11 protein-coding genes are annotated in these 14,201 nt (G+C 43.0%); 2 read left to right on the top strand and 9 right to left on the bottom strand.

Translation table 11 applies throughout. The features are described 5' to 3' along the window. Position 1: 1 nt before the first annotated feature. The 3 genes from OCV60_RS09375 to OCV60_RS09385 form a co-directional block, all read right to left on the bottom strand. A complete protein-coding gene (locus tag OCV60_RS09375; RefSeq protein ID WP_262530071.1) occupies positions 2-682 on the bottom strand; it encodes a response regulator transcription factor in 681 nt (226 codons plus the stop codon). A gap of 64 nt (positions 683-746) precedes the next feature. After that, a complete protein-coding gene (locus OCV60_RS09380; protein WP_262530072.1) occupies positions 747-2,834 on the bottom strand; it encodes an ABC transporter permease in 2,088 nt (695 codons plus the stop codon). Continuing rightward, complete coding sequence (locus tag OCV60_RS09385; RefSeq protein WP_021943327.1) at positions 2,824-3,597, bottom strand: ABC transporter ATP-binding protein; 774 nt, start codon at positions 3,595-3,597, stop codon at positions 2,824-2,826. The genes OCV60_RS09380 and OCV60_RS09385 overlap by 11 nt, the downstream gene beginning before the upstream one ends. 371 nt (positions 3,598-3,968) lie before the next feature. On the opposite strand from OCV60_RS09385, the gene hcp reads away from it, so the two are divergent. Continuing rightward, positions 3,969-5,723, top strand: coding sequence for a hydroxylamine reductase (gene hcp / locus OCV60_RS09390; RefSeq protein ID WP_416810456.1), 1,755 nt, complete (start codon positions 3,969-3,971; stop codon positions 5,721-5,723). 69 nt (positions 5,724-5,792) lie between these two features. On the opposite strand, the gene OCV60_RS09395 is transcribed toward hcp, so the two are convergent. Further along, positions 5,793-6,392: a zinc-ribbon domain-containing protein gene (locus OCV60_RS09395; protein WP_021943325.1), complete on the bottom strand. Its 600-nt coding sequence runs from the start codon at positions 6,390-6,392 to the stop codon at positions 5,793-5,795. A gap of 404 nt (positions 6,393-6,796) precedes the next feature. On the opposite strand from OCV60_RS09395, the gene OCV60_RS09400 reads away from it, so the two are divergent. Then, positions 6,797-7,255, top strand: coding sequence for a DUF2798 domain-containing protein (locus OCV60_RS09400; protein ID WP_021943324.1), 459 nt, complete (start codon positions 6,797-6,799; stop codon positions 7,253-7,255). A gap of 369 nt (positions 7,256-7,624) precedes the next feature. On the opposite strand, the gene gtfA is transcribed toward OCV60_RS09400, so the two are convergent. The 5 genes from gtfA to OCV60_RS09425 all read right to left on the bottom strand — a co-directional run bounded on the left by gtfA (position 7,625) and on the right by OCV60_RS09425 (position 14,201). Beyond that, positions 7,625-9,262 (bottom strand): sucrose phosphorylase, encoded by a 1,638-nt coding sequence (gtfA, locus tag OCV60_RS09405; RefSeq protein ID WP_262530074.1) that lies wholly within the window; start codon positions 9,260-9,262, stop codon positions 7,625-7,627. 24 nt (positions 9,263-9,286) lie between these two features. Then, positions 9,287-10,114: a zeta toxin family protein gene (locus OCV60_RS09410; protein WP_021943322.1), complete on the bottom strand. Its 828-nt coding sequence runs from the start codon at positions 10,112-10,114 to the stop codon at positions 9,287-9,289. A gap of 104 nt (positions 10,115-10,218) precedes the next feature. Beyond that, on the bottom strand, positions 10,219-12,396 hold the full coding sequence (locus OCV60_RS09415; RefSeq protein ID WP_173788887.1) for an alpha-galactosidase: 2,178 nt from the start codon (positions 12,394-12,396) through the stop codon (positions 10,219-10,221). A 15-nt stretch (positions 12,397-12,411) separates the two neighbouring features. Then, positions 12,412-13,296, bottom strand: a complete 885-nt coding sequence (locus tag OCV60_RS09420; protein ID WP_008399819.1) for a carbohydrate ABC transporter permease — start codon at positions 13,294-13,296, stop codon at positions 12,412-12,414. Further along, positions 13,293-14,201, bottom strand: coding sequence for a carbohydrate ABC transporter permease (locus tag OCV60_RS09425; RefSeq protein WP_021943320.1), 909 nt, complete (start codon positions 14,199-14,201; stop codon positions 13,293-13,295). The genes OCV60_RS09420 and OCV60_RS09425 overlap by 4 nt, the downstream gene beginning before the upstream one ends.

A 14,201-nucleotide genomic window follows, 5' to 3' on the forward strand; every position in this document is an offset into this window, starting at 1 on the left:
TCTACCTCTCCGATGTCTGTCCGACAAAACGATATCCGACGCCACGCACAGGAATGATCTGCCGTGGCATATCAAGATTTGCCATTGTCTTTTTCAGTCTTGTAAGATTCACCTGTAAGGCATTTTCATCGATGAATTCTGCCGTTCCCCATAAGGCGATACAAAGCTCTTCTTTCGTCACAATATCCGATCCGTGCTCTAAGAATATCTCAAGAATCTTTCCCTGATTCTGCGGCAGGATAACAGACTGGTTATGAATGTATAAAGTATAGGTCTGGCGGTCAAGGAGAAATCCATTTCCTTCCAAAAGGTTATTTCTTCCCTCGTACCGTTTCAACACATTGGATACTCTGGCAAGCAGGCGTTCTTTTCTGCACGGCTTCGTCAGGAATTCATCTGCGCCCAGATCCAAAGAATGCAGTTCATCCTGAAGCTGATCCCTTGATGTCAGAACCAGAACCGGTATGGAGCTTTTCTGCTTCAGTTCCCGGCAGATCTGAAATCCACCCATGCCCGGCAGATTCAGATCGAGCAGCACCAGATCCGGGGATGCCGCAAGAATAGCTGCTGCCGCATTCTCAAAATCCGTGATACCGCTGGTCTGATAGCCCACCTTCTGCAATATAGCTTCCAGTTCTTCCCGCATCATATCTTCATCTTCTACCACTGCTATATGCTTCATATCTACTCCTCATCTATCAGTCAAGGTTTCACGCCATCGCCATTGATCTTCATCTGCTCTGAATCTACTCCTCACGTTCCGGTACCATCAGTGTCAGAAGATACCGGTTGCTTGACCGTTTTACAAATGCCATATAAATGCATTCTACCACACAGAGCAACAAAATCATAGCCGCAGCAAGCAGCATGGCATCCCCGATACTATTTGAGATCATACCGGAAACCAGTGTAAGGACGGCGCGCACACCGAAGATACTGCTGATGCCTGCAACGACAACCGGCATACCAAAGTACCAGTTGATCTGCTTTCTTGCGGAACGGCAGAGCAGTTCATAGGTTGCTCCAAGCCGGATCAGTGTCTTATATCTGCGGCCGGATTTCTGCTGCCCCATCAGGAATTGTACCCCGATCACGGTATTTGCAATGATCAGGAAAATGATCGCCAGATAGATCGTGATATAACTTGCTGCTACGATATAGAACATCCGGCGTCCCATATTTTTCAGATAACTTTCATACTCAATATTTTTTGCTGCAAAATCAATCTGCGCAAGTTTATCATTCATCTGCATGACCGACTGAAGCAGGTTATCTCCCTTGACCTTTGACTGATCCAGCACACCGTTCAGATAGATCGTGCTGTCCCATGTATATTTGTCAAATACTTCATCCGGCACGATCAGGGCAAAGGATAACGTAATTGCCCGATCTGTGACAATCGGTGTGGTCTGTATCTTACCGGTCAGATACATCTTATGATCCAGATATGCTACCTCCGGGCGGTCTGCCAGAATATCATTTATATTCTGATTCATACTATCCGATGTAAATTCCAGACTTTTAAATACTGCCGCCTCATCGTCTGACAATGCAAGAGGTTCTTTCCCTGCAAGTTCGAGTACATGATTATATCCGCTCAAAGAGATCAGATATGGATATGACACATATTCCAGATTGTTAAGCAGAATATCTTTATCCTCTGAATCCGGCAGTTGTTCTACCCGGTTCATAACGGATGACAGATCAAATACATCGTAATCACCATTTGCACCCGGAATAAGATGACCGACCCGCACCTCAAACAGATCGGAGAAATCCTGTTCCAGTCCGTTGTCTGTCAGAAGTTTTTTTACATTTGCCACACCCTGTTCCTGATCTTCTTCGTAATTCTCAAATGTATAATCCATGATATGGATATTTCCCTTTTCATTTCCATAGGAAAATGCGATCACGATTCCTGCACCAAAACAGCAGAGGGCTGCAAGGATCAGAATAGAACTGATCGATAAGGTACTGGATTTTCTTATGACATTTTCCTGCACCTGACGGAAATTAAATACCCGAAGGGCAGCTCTCCCATGGCTGTGTTTTGCCAGACGGTCGATAAAAAACCGCATGCCATAGAATAAGAGCAACATACCGACAAAACCGATCAATATTGTCTCAGACATCTTACGAAGTGTCGTCCATGATCTTCCTCCAATCGCCATGCTGTATGCTACAGCCAGACAGATAATACCGAGAACGAAACTTACCGCATAGACACCAGCCGGGAACTGCTTCTTTGTTCCCTCCGGTGTATCAACTAACAACGCACCGATCTCCTGTCCCGCGATCTTCCCGCTTAAGATCAGGAATGCAACCAGCTTAATCACCAGAAATCCAACAGCAGTGATTATGATTGCCTGAATGGAGAATGTTACCTGATGACCGACGATCCCAAGTCCTACACATTTGGCTGTGATCAGACTGATCAGTTCAGATAATAAAATGGCAATCGGAAGTCCTGTTATAAGGGCTGCCAGACTGCTTCCTATATCTTCTGCAAGAAGCATCCCGAATAGCTTGCTTCTCCTCATTCCCATCATCAGGTAGACGCCAAATTCGTGTCTTCTTCGTTCCAGTTGGAATTTGCTTGCATAGTAGATCAGGAAGAATAAGATCACCAGTGTCATTACAAAAAATGCAGGTATGATCTGGAACAGACGATCTACCGCATCACTCTCCATTTTCTTAAGGAATACCATAACATCCTGTGAAGAAAGTGACAGGATAATATAGAATGCCACGATGGATATTACTAACGAGGAGAAAAATAAACCGTTTTCTTTTCTGTTTCGTTTACTGTTTTTTCGGATCAGTTTAAAGAACATTTGCGCTGCCCCCTCCCAACTGTGCCATGACCTGCAAGATTCTTTCATAGAACTGTTGCTGTGTCTCTGCGAGCAGATCCCGTCTTAATTCATGGAAGATCACGCCATCCTGAATGAACAGGATACGCTTGCAATAGCTTGCTGCATTGGAATCATGCGTTACCATCAAAACAGTTGCCTTCTCATCCCGGTTCAGACCGGCTAATTTCTCCATCAAAGCTTTGGCATTTCTGGAATCAAGTGCTCCGGTTGGTTCATCTGCCAGAATGATACCCGGATTCAGGATCAGCGCTCTGGCTGCTGCCAGTCTCTGCTTCTGTCCGCCTGACATCTGCGATGGGAACTTATCCAGTACCTCGGTGATCTCCAGATATTCCGTTAACTGCTCCAGACGTTTTCCGCCCTCTGCCTCCGATATGTTATGAATCGACAATGGAACCATGATGTTCTCACGTCCGGTCAGATTATCCAGCAGTTCAAAATTCTGGAACAGGTATCCGATCTCCTTGCCACGGTATCCTGCCAGCTTCTTGCCCTTCAACCTCTGGATCTCTGTACCCTTCATCCGGATCTTGCCGCTGTCCGGCTGGATCACTGTTGCGATACAGTTTAATAACGTTGACTTACCGGAACCGCTGCTTCCCATAATTCCTAAAAACTCGCCCGGCATCACCTGAAATGTGATTCCATTCAATGCCTTTGTCTGGTTTGGTTCCTTTCCATAATATTTTTTCAGATCTTCTATCTCTAATAATGCATCCATGCTGCCGCCTCCTTGTACTTTCTTAATTGCTGTTGTCTGACTTCTTGGGGTATCATGGTTTCCTTCGCTCTCTCATACCCGCTGCTGCCCGGCTCCTGTGGGTATCATAATTTATTTCTTAATTTCATACCCACCATATCTGACAATATTTATACTATCAGATATCTTCCTCAAATAACACTTACACTGAATGAAAGGTTTTGCCTGTATAATTCCGGAAACATCCGACGATACTAAATATGTTTAAAAAGATAATTGCAGAATTATTATATATATTGCTCATACATGAACAGCATGACTTACCAACACAGTATATATGCGATTCCGCACTCATCAGTAAAATTCCATCAGGAGGTTATCCCATGTCAAATATGTTTTGTTTTCAGTGCCAGCAGACGGCTGGCAATAAAGCCTGTGTAAATACCGGAGTCTGCGGTAAGCAGCCCTCGACATCCAATCTGCAGGACGAATTGATCTGTGAACTGATACGACTTGCCGAAGCAGCCGAGCTTACAAAGAAATCCTTGCAACAGAAAAAAGAGACAGATCCCAAACTTCTGTCCCGATACCTGAACACCCGAAAATCCGCTGACCGCCTGCTGATCGACGGCTTATTTACGACACTTACAAATGTAAATTTTGATGATAAAGCAATCAAAGATTACATCAAAGAAGTGCAGAAAAACCAGAAGGATATCATGCGCTGTATGCCTACAGACATATGTAGCATATCAGATATCGCATATAAGAACTTCCCGACTACAAATATGAACTTCTCAGATACAAATATGAATTCATCAACAGCAAATATCAATCCTCCGACCTGTGGATTGAAAGATCCACATGATATCCCGGTAATCAGCCTGTGGGATGGTACGGACGATATCGTGTCACTCCGCTCCACGTTATTGTTCGGCTTAAAGGGAATGGCTGCGTATGCGCATCATGCAATGAATCTCGGCTATCAAAATGATAATGTAACAACCTGGTTCTATAAGGGCTTGTGTGAAGTGAACCGCGAACACTCGGTAGAAGAATGGATCGAGCTTATTATGGAATTTGGAAAAGTGAACTATCAGTGCATGGAACTGCTCGATAAGGCAAATACCGAATCCTTCGGCACACCAACGCCGACTAAGGTTCACACCGATATCCGCAAGGGGCCTTTCATTGTTGTATCCGGTCATGATCTCCGCGATCTGGATCTGCTCTTAAAACAGACCGAAGGAACCGGGATCAATGTCTATACACATTGCGAAATGCTTCCGGCTCACGGCTATCCAAAATTAGCCGCCTATAAGCATCTTGCCGGCAACTTCGGAACTGCATGGCAGAGCCAGCAGACGGAATTTGAAAATATTCCTGCGCCCGTCCTCTTTACAACCAACTGCCTGATGCCCCCACGCCCAAGCTATGAGGATCGCATCTACACTACCTCTGTTGTCGGCTATGAAGGAATGGTGCATATCGAGGGAACAAAGGATGGCAAGAAGGATTTTACTCCGATCATCAAGCATGCCCTAAAGCTGGGCGGCTATGAACACGATCACAGCATGAGCGGTATCAATGGCGGACATATCCTGACAACAGGATTTGCACATGGCGCAGTCCTCTCCCATGCAGATAAACTTACAGCCGCCATCAAGAATGGTGATATCAAACACATCTTCTTAGTTGGCGGCTGTGACGGTGCCCATCCGGGCAGAAATTATTATACGGAATTTGTAAAACAGACTCCTATGGATTCTCTCGTTCTGACACTTGCCTGTGGCAAATACCGGTTCAATGATCTCGACCTGGGTGAGATCGATGGAATTCCAAGGATCTTAGATATGGGGCAGTGTAATGATTCTTACAGTGCGATCAAAGTTGCCCTTGCACTGGCAGAAGCTTTTAACTGTGATATCAACGAGCTTCCTCTGACTCTCGTTCTTTCATGGTATGAACAGAAGGCTGTCTGCATCCTTTTAACCCTGCTTGCCCTCGGTGTCAAAAACATCTATCTCGGCCCAACCCTTCCGGCATTCATGACAGAGACCGTTGTCCGTTTTCTGGTTGACACCTACAACCTGCAGCCGATCACGGCTCCTGAGCAGGATATGGATGCGATCCTCGGGCGCGGCTAAATAGTCAGCCGGCATCATCCCATTCCGGCAACAGCTTCATCACACGTTCCGGCAAACATCAGTGCTTTATCACACATTCTGGTAACCACCACAATAAGGGCAGCGGCTGGCATATCCGGTTGCTGCCTTATAAGAAGCACCGCAGTTCGAACATCGGACTGCGATCAGGTGAAGCTGTTCCGGATCGATCGGCTTGTTGTCCATCAGCTCTTCTTCTCTTCTGAGCCGTTCTCCACGGACAGAAGCAGGATCATAACTGTACTTACCATTGTATTCATAGATATCGATCGTCATTCCGATCGGGAACATGGAATCCGCTCCTCCACTGATCGAAGTCGGCAGGATCACTTCCCGCTCGATACCATAATTATCAAAATAATGCACCTTTACATTTAAAGGAAATCTGCCATTTACCATATAAGATGTATTTTTTACATAACCATAAATCTTCGCTGTATACTTTTCACCATGTACACGGATCATTTTCTTGTTATGGAGCATAACAAGGATCGTCACGATAAAACATAATCCAAGTACCACAAACATTAATGGAATTAATATAAATGCCCCGGGCTTACCAAATGCAAATAAAAAGATCAATGTCATAAAAAGCCCTATTCCTGCAAAACCCACTCCGACAATCATACATATCTTCTGTGCACTGTTCATATCCATCTGCCTCCCACATAGTGATCATAACTATGATACTAGCATCTACCCATTTATAAGTCAAACAAATCCATGTATTATTGCGTATACAATTATCTGTTTTCACCTATGATATTCTTTATACCTGCATATGAAATTTTATAAGTTTGAATATGAAATTTTCACTTGCATTTTTACTAAAAGCTTAGTATAATGACCGACGTTGTAAAAATTGAAGAAAAAGCTTTGGTATAAAATTGGAAACGACACAAGTGTGCTCCTGATATTTCACCTCGTTTGCCGACGGATGAGCATATCACTTGATAACGAACAACACATGTGTCTTTTTTGTGCTTATTTTTAAGATATTTGCAGTTTTAGTTCTGCATTTATTCAGATTATTTATCAAAAAGGAGATTTATTTTATGCCAAAAACTTTATTTCAAAACATTGTTTTCACATTAATGATGTCTTTTCTTATGGTCTATGCCATGATCTGCTACAACATTTCCCTAAACACGGGTGGAATGTCAAACTCCGTTTTCTTAGCCGCCTTTCATGAGCTTATCATCATGTGGCCGGTTGCCTTTTTACTTGAATTCCTGTTTGTAGATAAGGCTGCACATGCTCTTGCATTCCGCTTCGTGAAGCCGGATGACCGCCCGATCATCATCACGCTTGCAATTTCTACCATGATCATCTGCATTATGTGTCCTTGCATGAGCCTTGTTGCCACTATTTTATTCAAGCATGCCGGTCGTCAGTTTGCAGCCGTGTGGCTCCAGACCACCTTCTTAAACTTCCCGGTAGCTTTCTTCTGGCAGCTTTTTTACTGCGGTCCATTTATCCGTCTGATCTTCCGCAAGCTTTTTCCAGAGAAATAAGTCTGCATAAACAATGGATTCGATTGATCCGGCAGGCTGGCACTCGAATCCATTATTTATATTATGAAATTAGAGAATCCCCTCCGACAGATGGTTATATGCGTAACGTTTTACCTGTATTTCTTATCTGGTCATCAGACGTTTTCTAACTATGACATTTGCGAAGATTTCGTTGTGAGCTGCATATTGCCAGTAAATACGGGTGCCTGTTCGAGCTCAAAGAGCGAGTTGGCACAGGAGTATTTACGAATCAGGCATATGCAGCAAACAGAAATCATAGCAAGTCATAGTAAAAAACGGCTGACTGCCAGATAGGAAATACAGATAAAGCCCCATATGTATAACCATCTGTCGGAGGGGATTTACACATTACGACTGCCAGACCAGGTTACCGGATGGATCAAGAGCCTGAATCCGGTAGGTATGGGCTTTAAGGTCTGCGGACAGGCGGGCAAGATAACCATCCTTTTTCCAGGTGATATAAATACGGTTATACATCTGGTCTGCCGGTACTTCTGCAAAATGCAAAGCATTTTCTGCCTGAGCGGAGATCTGCGCTGCAGGCTTTGTCCGGATTGTCATTTCCGCATCAAATCCAAATGCTGGAAATTCTTTCCGGAATTTCAACATTTCAAGCTGCTTTTTTACGACCTCCTTTTCAAGTCCTGACTCTATATCTTTTTTTGAAAGATTTGTCCGGTTGATCTCTTTATGTCCACCTGCACCCGCACGCTTCACTGCCTCATAATCATTAGATCCGGCAAACAGATCCAGATACCAGACCTGAGGTTTTCCGGGCATAAATATCTGCAATGCTCTGGCTAATAACAATGCCTGTTCATTTTCGCCAAGTGCATTATAATATGTCGTATTTACCTGATAATACATCTTTTTATTACCGTGAAGATCCTTTACAAAACCACCACGATCCACAAGCAGCCGGATCAGATCTTCAATCCTGTCGTCCGGTAACAATCCGGCAAGATCCAATACCGGTATTCCATCATGGCATCCAAGCATATTCACAGTATGAATATTCTCTTTTATCTGTTCCTTTGCCCACTGCTCCAGGTAAGAGCCATCGCCTCTGTAAAGAGCATCCAGGATCAATCCCGGAAGGAAAAAGTCATATGTCAGATATCCCTTCTCTGCTATCATCTTATACTTTTTCTCTTTATATCCGGCATGAATCTCCGGAAGAAGGCGGATTCCATATGGTTTTGCAAGCTTATGGATCTGTTCAAGGAATTCCCATGTCTCCGGTTCATTTAAGAAATTGGCGCGTCCCGGTGCTTTTGGGGCATATGCAAATGCATCCAAACGGATTATCTTCGCTCCGTAACCTGCCAGTTTTTTTATGGTTTCACGGTAAAAGTCCCAAACCTTTTCTGATTTAATATTGAGATCCATTTGTCCTAAATATCTGGTATGATAATCATCAGTATCCCGAATCTCCTGATAAAACGTATTCCAGTATGGAATCCGACTGCCATCTGCCATTTCCACCATCAACAGAGGTAATCCCGGTTTACGGAAGAACATCGGATCCAGATACTTCTGTTCCGGTTGTATATAGCCGTCTTCTGTCATTTCTCCACAGTTTTCCCAGAATGTATTCCAGTTAATAAAAAAGTCACGATATTCCGATTGACTGCCATTCTCCAACAGATCCTGAAACTGTGGCGACTGTACAGACGCATGGTTTAACACAAAATCCAGCTTCAGATCTATATTCTGTCTGCCCAACCGTAATAGTGCCTTTTCAGAATGAAATGTCTCCTCAAGATCATAGTCGATTACAGAAAAACCACGATCCAGATCAGAATGGTAAATACTCGGTAGTATATACATTGAGGAAAATGCATCTGCAAATCCATCTCTTTCAAATAAATCCGCAACAGCTTCCAGATCTCCGCCAAGACTGTCCGGATACAGATTCAGCATTGGACCATTTTCAATTTTATTTATATCTGTCATAGTTGTTTCTTCTATCTCTGTTTTCCTCATATTCTATAACCTCCTGTTCACTTACTATTCCGTATAAATCCTGCCATGCATATCCTGAATGATATCTGCCCGATCCAGTCCATCATTAATCTTCTTCTGCTCAATTCTTAATACTCTGGCTACAAAGGGACTGTCAATGGCAGTGTCACGATTCCTCTTCTTTCGGTTTTCAAGTGTTTCTTCCGGCGTACTGATCAATACAACAGATACATCCACCCCCTGCAGGTATGCACTGTTTCCATGTGTCCATTCAAGAATCAGAATATCTGTATCTGATACATCCCTGCGATCATACCAGATATCATCCTGGGTTCTTCCCATATGACGTAGCAGCAGTTGTGAAGTCCCTCCATGAAACTGCATGAGAAGATTCGATATAGCTTCATAATCCAGTTCCTGATCCGTACCCAGATAGTCTGTAAGAGCCTTGTCTCCATACTTCTGATATATGGATAACCACTGCATGTCCTCCTGTTCTTCTGCATCCCTTCCGGCTTTTTGAAGCTCTAATAATTTTTCTTTTATTTCATCTGTATATAGCCTTTCAGTTATAAGTCCATTTAACCCGGACATACGAAATCTCGCAATTCGTTCTGCATCATTATACATGGGAATCCGATGCGGATAATTGTCCCCGCTTATAATAAGTGATTTCTTTCCCTGTTTTTCAAACATATTTTGAAGTAAGAAAGCCATTCCGGTCTTACCAACACCAGAACCTCCGGATACCGATATGACTGTTTTTTTCTCTTTTCTTTCTTCTGTTTTTTTCCGGATCAACGGAAATAATCGTTCTGCGTTTTTGATCTGTTCCTGTGCCAGATCCGATACTGTAATTTCTTTCGTATCCATCTGTCCGTCACCTCATTTCTGATCATCTTATATATCTTTTATTCTATTGTTTTTGCCAAACTCCCCGATCTCTGCAAACAGAAACCGGGGAGTCCTATTTATTCTTATTCTACTGCATCAAGCAGGATCTGATAGCTTGGATAATTACCGGATACTACCGTAAACGGCATACCGAGCTCCATCAAAGCAGCTCCTGAATAAACAGTACCTGTTTTCTTATCCCGATAGGAACGTTCCGGCGCAAGCCCTCTCAATCGAATATAAAATACAGGATGATTACCATGTGTATTTAATAAAACAGCACCTACAACTGCATGTTTTTTTTCTTCATCGACAGACATCCATGCTCCATATTCCGCCTCAAACGGATTACTTAATCTGTAATAATCCCCTTTTAAAATAACCGGTGCTGCTTCATGATAGGTTTTGATCTGTTCACGGACTGCCGTCTTATCTTCCTCAGATAACTTTCCAAGATCCAGTTCATATCCGAATGCACCTGTCATGGCAACCACACCTCTGGTCTTCATGTCCGTCACTCTGCCGGTCTGATGATTCGGCACCGCAGATACATGGGCTCCCATCGTTGATAAAGGATAAGCAAACGATGTACCATACTGGATACGGATACGATCAACTGCATCTGTATTATCACTGCACCATATCTGTGGTGTATAATACAACATACCCATATCAAACCTTCCGCCACCGCCGGAGCAGCCTTCCCATAACATATCCGGAAATGCCTGCGTCAGGCGTTCCAGCAGGTCATATACACCAAGCATATAGTCATACATTACATTTCCCTGCCATACCATACTGTCGGAATATATATCACATAAGCTTCGATTCATATCCCATTTCACATAATTGATATCGCCCTGCCTGAGGACAGCTGCAATCTGTTCATAGATATGATCCACCACCTCCGGATTTGCAAAATCAAGTACAAGCTGATTTCTGCCATGTACCGGATGTTTACCGGGAACCTGAATTGCCCACTCCGGATGTTTTCTGTAAAGATCACTGTTTTCTGAAACCATCTCCGGCTCTATCCAGATACCAAACTGAACACCTTTGTCATGAACACGTTTTGTCAGCTCCGTAAGAGAACAGCCCAGCTTATCTTCATTTACAATCCAGTCACCAAGGGATGAATTATCATCATCTCTTGTGCCAAACCAGCCATCATCCATGACCAGAAGCTCTACACCAAGTGCTGCAGCCTGCTCCGCAAGATTAACGATCGCTTCACCATTAAAATCAAAATAACAGGCTTCCCAGCTATTTACAAGAACCGGACGGATCTGATCTTTATATTTCCCGCGACAGATATGCTCTCTCACCAAATGATGCATCTGATTGGATAGCTGTTCCATTCCATACGCTGAATATGACAGAACTGCTTCCGGGGCATAAAATGTCTGCTCCGGCTTTAATTGATAGGAAAAGAAATCCTCCTGAAGACCCATAACCAGACGGATCTGATCAAACTGATCTAATTCTACGCTTCCTTCAAAGCTTCCACTGTACACCAGTGATACACCATAACAGGCTCCGGCAGTCTCTGTTGTGCCATGTTCCGCAAGGATCATATATGGATTATACTGATGTCCGGACGTACCACGATTACTTCCGATCACCTGTCTGCCATGTGTTACCGGTGTTCGCTGCATATTCCGTTCCATTGCATGCCGTCCATAAAATGTCAGTACATCATAATCTCCATACAAAAGATCAAGACATGCGCTGGAAAGCTTCTCCAGATAGATTTCATTCTTTCCGACATTTGTAACTTTTACACTTCTGGTTATTACATCGCAGTCAGGTAATACGCCATATAATAATGTTACCTCTACACCGACTCTTTCGTCCTTCAGATATATGCACAGAGTCTGTGCAGCTTCAGAATGTACTGCCGGAAGTCCCGGGAGATCATACTTACCATCCTGAATCTGATATCCTGTATAGCGAAGATCAAGTGCCATACAGCCATTTGCTTCACGGATCTTTCCTGCCGTTGTTCTGTAATCACCGGTTCCAAGAACAGGGAATTCCTGAGGAAGTGCATCTAGGGAATAAGTACGATCGTTTCCAAGATCATATGGATTTCCTGAAAAACCTCGATCATAGTAAGTCAGTATATAATCCATTTCCGAATCCAAGCGTTTTCCGTAATACAGATGAAGCAAATAATCATGTGTATCGGCCATCATCTGATAAGTTGTATGTTCCGTATGGAGAGAAAATATTCTTTTCTCTTTGTTATATATAATAGCCATAAATTAAGTCTCCTTTTATTTTACTGCTCCGTTTGCCACACCTGATATGATCTGTTTCTGACAAATAATATAGAAGATCAGAATCGGAAGTAACGCTAACAGATAAGATGCAAAGGCCAGATTGTAATTTGTTCCAAACTGAGTCTGGAAATTCAGCTGCGCAAGCGGAAGTGTATTCTGATCACCGGACATAATTACAAGCGGTGTCATAACGTCATTCCATGTGCCAAGGGCTGTAAGGATCGCAACCGTTGCATGCATTGGTTTCATATTCGGGAAGATGATCTTCCAGTAAGTCGTCCATGTAGTGGCTCCGTCAACACAAGCTGCCTCTTCCAGTTCAAGCGGAAGATTATTCAGATATCCGGCATATAACATTGTGTTCATCGGAAGATAAAATACTGTATAAAGTAATACCACACCAATCATATTTGCCAGTCCCATTTTTGCTGTCTGTTTTACAAGCGGCATCATCAAAATAGCAAATGGCACGAACATACCACTGACAAGATAAAGATAAATTCCATTATAGATCCGATTCTTTTTCTTGCTTCGTCCAAGTACATAACCGATCAGGGAATGTATTACGATCGATAATGCGATAGTTGCCAGTGTGATAAATAAACTGTTACCGAGAGAATGCCAGAAATCTGTTACCTCCATAGCTTCCTTAAAATTACTCAGACTCCAGTGCTGTGGAAGAGATAAGATTCCATGGATATCATTTGTCATCTCAGACGGCTGCTTAAATGCGATCATAACCGTCATATATAATGGGAACAGGATGGTTACAAGACCAAGGATCAACAGAATCGTAACCCCGATATTATATCGTTCTTTTCCTGTCTTAATCCCCTTTTCTTTATATTCTTTTCTGATCTGTCTCTGCGATTTTTTCATAACTGTTCCTCCTTCTTACCCAGGAAACGCATCTGTAATACAGATATCACTACGATTACTATAAAGAACACGACTGCATTTGCACTCTGGAATCCAAACTGTCCGCCACTCATACCATTATTGTAAATCAGGTAGGAAATGGATTCTGTGCTCTGCGCAGGGCCACCCTTTGTCAACGACATGATCTGGTCAAATACCATCAGGAAGTTCTTCATACAAAGGACTACATTAATTGTAAAAAACGGAAGGATCAGTGGGAATGTCAGATAACGGAATTTTGCAAATCCGGTTGCACCATCTAAAGATCCTGCTTCGTATACATCTTCCGGAACTGTCTGAAGACCGGATATATAAATGATCGTATTCATCGCGATCGACTGCCATGCACATACTACTGCGATTGCTAGCCAGGCCGTTTTAGAACTTGCCAGCATACTGTTTCCCTCAAAACCGAGCATGATTGCAATCTGTGGCAGAATGTAAGTAAAGAAATAGTTAAAAATATAACCAACAACCAGACCGCCTAAGATATTTGGCAGGAAATACAGTCCACGAAGGCCGCTCTTAAAACGAATCTTGCTGTTTAATGCCATCGCAAGGATCAGGCTGACAACATTTACGATGATCGTTGTTACTATAGCCAGCTTAAATGTAAACAGATAGGATGAACCAACTCTGGCATCATGAAAAAGATCAATATAGTTTCGAAAACCAACCCACTCATAGCTGCCATACCCACGGAAATTGGTAAAGCTGTAAATCGCACCCTGAATCAAAGGCAATGTGTTGAATGTAAAGAACAATGCTACGATAGGAATTGTGATCAACATAAATGTTCTGGATTTCCCGGACATTTTCTTTTTCTTTTTAGCAAACTTCATATCTTCTGTCTTTTTTGTATCCAT

The organism is Coprococcus ammoniilyticus (genome assembly GCF_025567345.1).
Classification (GTDB): Bacteria; Bacillota; Clostridia; order Lachnospirales; family Lachnospiraceae; genus Coprococcus; species Coprococcus ammoniilyticus.

Excerpts from the sequence above, each read along its gene's own strand:
- OCV60_RS09375 (WP_262530071.1), bottom strand. The coding sequence starts at position 682 with ATGAAGCATATAGCAGTGGTAGAAGATGAAGATATGATGCGGGAAGAA.
- OCV60_RS09380 (WP_262530072.1), bottom strand. The coding sequence starts at position 2,834 with ATGTTCTTTAAACTGATCCGAAAAAACAGTAAACGAAACAGAAAAGAA.
- OCV60_RS09385 (WP_021943327.1), bottom strand. The coding sequence starts at position 3,597 with ATGGATGCATTATTAGAGATAGAAGATCTGAAAAAATATTATGGAAAG.
- hcp (WP_416810456.1), top strand. The coding sequence starts at position 3,969 with ATGTTTTGTTTTCAGTGCCAGCAGACGGCTGGCAATAAAGCCTGTGTA.
- OCV60_RS09395 (WP_021943325.1), bottom strand. The coding sequence starts at position 6,392 with ATGAACAGTGCACAGAAGATATGTATGATTGTCGGAGTGGGTTTTGCA.
- OCV60_RS09400 (WP_021943324.1), top strand. The coding sequence starts at position 6,797 with ATGCCAAAAACTTTATTTCAAAACATTGTTTTCACATTAATGATGTCT.
- gtfA (WP_262530074.1), bottom strand. The coding sequence starts at position 9,262 with ATGAGGAAAACAGAGATAGAAGAAACAACTATGACAGATATAAATAAA.
- OCV60_RS09410 (WP_021943322.1), bottom strand. The coding sequence starts at position 10,114 with ATGGATACGAAAGAAATTACAGTATCGGATCTGGCACAGGAACAGATC.
- OCV60_RS09415 (WP_173788887.1), bottom strand. The coding sequence starts at position 12,396 with ATGGCTATTATATATAACAAAGAGAAAAGAATATTTTCTCTCCATACG.
- OCV60_RS09420 (WP_008399819.1), bottom strand. The coding sequence starts at position 13,296 with ATGAAAAAATCGCAGAGACAGATCAGAAAAGAATATAAAGAAAAGGGG.
- OCV60_RS09425 (WP_021943320.1), bottom strand. The coding sequence starts at position 14,201 with ATGGATACAAAAAAGACAGAAGATATGAAGTTTGCTAAAAAGAAAAAG.